We start from the raw sequence: 3,007 nt of genomic DNA, 5'->3' as shown, positions 1-3,007 counted from the left end.
GTTGACGCGAAGCTCGCGCGCCACCCGCCGCTCGACCTCCTGCAGATCGCGGCGGTTCAAGCCATGCTTGCTGCGCGGGGGCGATGCGAGGAACACGAACCACTCCTCACCGCTCGCCCCCCGCGCGAGCAGGTCTCCCTCGCGGAACCCCTGACCCAGCTGCCCCTGCAGGGTTGCCTCGACCGTGGCGGCCAGCGCTTCGACGCTCTCGGCGTCGGGCGCGCCACCGACGCGATGGAAAGCCGGGTCGAGGTAGAAGTACAGCATGCCGATGTTGCGCCCGGAAGTGAGGAGCTTTCGCAGGCGGGGGAACACAGTCTTGAGCGAGGGGAGGCGGCGCGGCATCTCGAGACGTGCTTCTCTTCCCTTGCAGGGCCGTCCTCCAGACGAAAGGCCGCGACGTGGCACCGGACGAGAGGCACAGAACGCACGCTGCCGATCGCCTTGCGGCAACCGGCAGCGAGGATCACGCGAGACTGTTCCAGGTCGCGGCCGTCAGGAACGGCGCGCAGCCTGAGACGCAATCGTGACGACTAGGCGGGGGTGAGCTTCTTCTGGCCGGGCTTCCAGTCGGCGGGGCAGAGGCCACCCTCCTGGAGCGCCTGCAGCACGCGGAGCGTCTCGTCGACCGAGCGGCCGATGTTGAGCGCGTGCACGACCTTGTACTGCAGCACGCCGTCCGGATCGATGATGAAGAGCCCGCGCAGCGCGATGCCCTTGTCCTCGATGAGAACGTCGTAGTCGCGCGACACCTGCTTCGTGAAGTCGGCGCCGAGCACGTACTTCAGGCCCTGGATGCCGTTCTGGTCGCGCGGGGTGCTGACCCAGGCGCGGTGGCTGAACTTCGAGTCGGTGGACACACCCACCACCTCGGCGCCCAGCTTGTGGAACTCCTCGATGCGGTCGCTGAACGCGAGCAGCTCGGTGGGGCAGACGAAGGTGAAGTCGAGGGGATAGAAGAGCATGACGAGCCACTTGCCCTTGTAGTCGTCGAGCGCGATCTGCTCGCCGAGGCCCTTCATGTCCTTGGTGCTGTCCATCTTGAAGTGGGGAGCCTTATGGCCGACCTGTGCGTGATGCATGATTTCCTCCTTCGGCCCACGTGCGCTCACGTGCGCGGCGGGCGCGTTGTCGAGTCGAGCGCGTGCTCCGGCGGGGGCCGGGGCAGCGCGCTCCTTGGTTCGAAGGTGCCGGGCGCGGGGGCGTCCGGTCCTGCGGGGGCGCGGGGTTCGCCAAGATGCGAAGCCAGTCCTCCATGTGCTGGGTACCCACCTGGGGTTTCGTTCACCGACCACTCACCTCAAGGCGTGGTCGTGCCAGAAGCGATGGCGTTCAGCGCGCGGCTCTTGGGCGTGTCGAGCGTGATGTCGAAGTAGATCCCGGCGTGGCCGTTCTGGTTCTCGGGCTGGGCCAGGATGAAGTAGCAGAAGAGGTCGTTGCCGTTGCTGAACCACGTGTTCAGGTAGCGGGCCACCATATCGGCCATGCGCGGATCGCGGTTGGCCGCGATCTTGCTCGCGAGACTTTCCGGACCGCTCACCGCCGTGTCCGGACCACCTTCGTAGGCGAGTGAGCGCAGGCCGTAGAAGCGCGCCAGGCTGAGCTGGGTGGGGAGACGGTTCCAGTCGAGCACCCCCTGGAACGTGGGGTCGAAGCCGAGGCGGGTGGCGATGATGCGATCGAGAGAGAGACCGCAGAGCGCAATCACACGATCGACGCTCAGGTTCGTCTCATTTCGGTTGGCCGGGTCGATGCCGAAGTACGGCGCGCCGGCCACCCCGTAGAAGTACTGGCTCGGAGCGCCGTAGTAGCGACTCACGAAGAGCAGCTGGTGAAAGAGCATGTACGTGTTCTCGGTCTGATGCGGCAGCACCAGGCGAACGCGACTGGCGTCAGTGCCGAAGACCTGCTTGAAGATGGCCCCGATCTCGATGCTGCGGCGTGCCACGCGTCGCCAGGCCCAGTAGCCCTGATTCGTGGTCGAGCCGAAGTCGTTGAGCGGGCAGGGCCCAGCCTGACCCTCGGTGCGCGCCGCCGTCATGTTGCGCTGCGCCTCCTGGTACATGCCGTTCCACACCTCGTTGCTCCACTCGAGGTAGATGACACGATTGCTGTTGAGCGTACCTTTGAGCAGCGTGGCCATGTTGCGCACGTAGGTGTCGTCCGCCTGATCGGGCACGCAGATCCAGAGATCCTTCTGGGTGCGATTGGCCAGCTGGGCCAGGTACTCGAGGGCGACGCCGCGGTTCGTGGTCTGCTGCGCCTCGCTGGGCAGCACACGATCGCTCCAGGTCTTGAGGGGGCTGTCGACCGTCGACTGCATCTGCATCGTCCGCAGCACCGTGAAGGGCGCCAGCCGGCGGATGAACGCATCGCTGTAGAGCTCGCGCGTGTCGAGGGCGTACCCCGGGCGCAGCAGGCGGATGTTGCGACACCCGTTGGTGGTGCCGGTGAAGCGCAGCGAGAGGCCATCCCCGCGCCCCGCCATCGGATTCTTCCCGACCACGACCTCCGCAGTGGTCGTGTCGGTGGCCGCATTGTACTGCGGGTTGCGAACCAGGTTCTGGGTGTCGTAGCAGCCCACCTGGGCGCGGCCGTTGAACGACAGCAGATAGGTGCCCGCGGCGTTCGGCACGTCGGTGAACACGGTCACGCCGAAGTCGGTGGTGGGCCAGCCGTTGGCGTCGACGGCGCACGGGGTGTCCCAGAAGCGTGACACCGTGCCGAAGCGTCGCGACGACTTGATGACATCGACGAACGCCTGCGAGCGCGACCAGTCGCGAACGAACTCGAGGTTCACACCCAGGGGGCGAGCCGGAGTCGCGGCCTGCGCCGACGCCATCCGCGCCGCAGGAGACACCGAGGCCGCGGGCTGGGAGCCGCTCCCGCTGGCTGCGGCCGCCTTCACCGTCACCGACGACGATGCCGTGGTCTGGTCATCTGTCACCGCGCTTGCCGTCACGGGAGCCGCGGCACCTGTGAGAGCAACGCCCCCCGTCGCCCCATC

General features: G+C 67.0%; 3 protein-coding genes. All 3 read right to left on the bottom strand.

From position 1 onward, the window contains the following. Window positions 1-345 (bottom strand): hypothetical protein (locus EB084_22760; GenBank protein ID NDD31087.1); only part of this gene is annotated, 345 nt, incomplete at its 3' end. A 188-nt stretch (window positions 346-533) separates the two neighbouring features. After that, window positions 534-1,082: a peroxiredoxin gene (locus EB084_22755; protein ID NDD31086.1), complete on the bottom strand. Its 549-nt coding sequence runs from the start codon at window positions 1,080-1,082 to the stop codon at window positions 534-536. Between the two features lie 218 nt (window positions 1,083-1,300). Next, window positions 1,301-2,962: a hypothetical protein gene (locus tag EB084_22750; protein ID NDD31085.1), complete on the bottom strand. Its 1,662-nt coding sequence runs from the start codon at window positions 2,960-2,962 to the stop codon at window positions 1,301-1,303. Window positions 2,963-3,007: the final 45 nt, after the last annotated feature.

The sequence above is a fragment of the Pseudomonadota bacterium genome (genome assembly GCA_010028905.1).
Classification (GTDB): domain Bacteria; phylum Vulcanimicrobiota; class Xenobia; order RGZZ01; family RGZZ01; genus RGZZ01.
The sequence above is the reverse complement of the archived record's forward strand: the minus strand, read 5'-3'. Positions and strand labels throughout refer to the sequence as shown.